Genomic DNA, 1784 nt, shown 5'->3' with positions numbered 1-1784 from the left:
CCAGCCACTGCAGACCGCGCTTCTTAATGTTGCGCGCGGCGTTGACGTCGCGGTCGTGCTCGGTCTGGCAAACCGGGCAAGTCCAACGACGCACCTGCAGCTCGTCCCGGCCCTTGGGGCCGGTTCGGCTGCCGCAGACATTTATGAGGCATTTCGTGTTGCGCACACGCTACTGCTGAGCCGGCCTTGCGAACTGCACGACGGCAAAATGTCAGTCATTGCTGACCTCCTTCGTCAGTTCGTCGCGCCGATGCGGGAACCAGTACGCGCCTGGGTGATCCGGGCCGGCCAGATGGACGAACCGCCCATAGAAAGAATCGTCATGGGCGAAACCGATAACGAGCATGCGCGGGAACGAAACGCCGTACTCATTGATGTACGTCACTCGGTCGCCCACTTTCAGATCACACTGCACGGGCGGCTCTTTCCGTAACTTGCCGTCCGCATAGGCTTGGACTTCGTTAGTCATTTTGCGAGTGCTCCTCGAAAATCATTCATCTCCCCATCTCCATTCGGCAGCGCGGCGTCGGTGATATGGTGGATGTCGCCCAACATGGCGGTGAGCGCGAACGGATCGGGGTTCATCGCTTCATTAATACAGGTTCGGCTCCGGATTTCTTCCAGCGCCTCCGCCAGCTTGTCGGCACGCTCAAGCTCTTTGCGCCACCGGGTTTCGAGGGCGTCGATCCCTTTGCGGGCATCCGGCCCAAACAGGTCCCTCAGAACCTCGGACCAGTGCGCTGATGATGGTGCCCACCGAACGGCATTGGCACCATCAGTCCGCAGTCGCTCAACCTCTGCCTTAATGTTGCTGGATGCTTTTTGTAACTCCTCCAGCGCGTGCATGGCATGTATCAGCAGCACCTCGGGGGACGTGGCGTCCGCGGTCTGTAGCTTCCCGCACTCGGCCCGAATTTCATCCAGGCTCATCCACGAGCGGACCTTTTCGGCGTAGAAGTCTCGCCATTCCTCGTATCGGTCAGTCATTGCTGTGCTCCTTCTGCTGCTCCCGCTGCTTCTTAGACCTCTCAATATCACGACGCACCAACCAGCAGTGGTACCGGAAGTCCCACCCAGGCGCCAAGTATCCGAGCGACAGGATGCTGGCAAGTCCGTTGGCGACTTCCACAAAGCCGCCGAAGAGGTTTCTGATGTTCATACCTGCGCCTTCAAGCCTTCACCCCCCAGCCTCTCGATCAGATCAGTCATTGCCCTCCAACGTCCCCGCGACTTTCAAGATCGCGTGCGCCAGCGCCACCGCCATCTCCGGCGGCAAGGCAAGGCGAATGTCGCCATAGAACTCCCGACTGCGGGTATCCGGCGTGCGGATTTCCACGCAACTGCTGGTGTCGTGAGCGCCGCGCGCAGCTTGCTTCACCCACGTAGTGTCGTCTTGGCAACTGATAACAAGAGGGTCGCAACTCACCGAAATCGGCGTTGAAGGACGAACCATGCCTGCATGTGCGAATGCAGCTTTTCGCGCCCGGCATCGTCCAGGCCGCCCGCCAGGAAAAACGAGAAAAACCGCCCGGCAGCCATCCGGGCCGCTGGTGCGGTTTGAAGGCTTTTCAAGCCCGCTCTGCCTTCGCCTTGGCGGCATAGCCCGCTTCCAGACTGGCGGCATCGGTCGGCGTGTGCTGTAGGGCTGCGCGCGATCTTTGCCAAGGTCTGCGCAAACTTCGAGGCGCGGCTGATCGAGATGGACGGCGAAGACGACCATGTGCACCTGCTCGTGGAGTATCCGCCCAAGGTCGCCATCTCCAGTCTCGTCAACAGCTTGAAAG

3 protein-coding genes and 2 pseudogenes are annotated in these 1784 nt (G+C 60.3%); 1 reads left to right on the top strand and 4 read right to left on the bottom strand.

Going from position 1 to position 1784, the window contains the following annotated elements:
* The 4 genes and pseudogenes from N3C12_15815 to N3C12_15800 form a co-directional block, all read right to left on the bottom strand.
* Positions 1 to 127: pseudogene (locus tag N3C12_15815) on the bottom strand (transposase).
* 84 nt (positions 128 to 211) lie between these two features.
* Positions 212 to 469 (bottom strand): hypothetical protein, encoded by a 258-nt coding sequence (locus N3C12_15810; GenBank protein ID MCX8073884.1) that lies wholly within the window; start codon positions 467 to 469, stop codon positions 212 to 214.
* The gene (locus N3C12_15805; protein ID MCX8073883.1) at positions 466 to 987 is read right to left on the bottom strand and encodes a hypothetical protein; all 522 of its coding nucleotides are present in this window, start codon (positions 985 to 987) and stop codon (positions 466 to 468) included. Before N3C12_15805 ends, N3C12_15810 begins: the two co-directional genes overlap by 4 nt.
* Positions 980 to 1159, bottom strand: a complete 180-nt coding sequence (locus tag N3C12_15800) for a hypothetical protein (protein ID MCX8073882.1) — start codon at positions 1157 to 1159, stop codon at positions 980 to 982. The genes N3C12_15805 and N3C12_15800 overlap by 8 nt, the downstream gene beginning before the upstream one ends.
* Positions 1160 to 1666: 507 nt before the next feature.
* Between N3C12_15800 and N3C12_15795 the strand changes: the two are divergent.
* Positions 1667 to 1784: pseudogene (locus tag N3C12_15795) on the top strand (transposase).

The organism is Candidatus Binatia bacterium (assembly GCA_026415395.1).
Lineage (GTDB): Bacteria > Desulfobacterota > Binatia > HRBIN30 > HRBIN30 > HRBIN30.
This window is presented reverse-complemented; position numbering and strand designations above follow the sequence as displayed.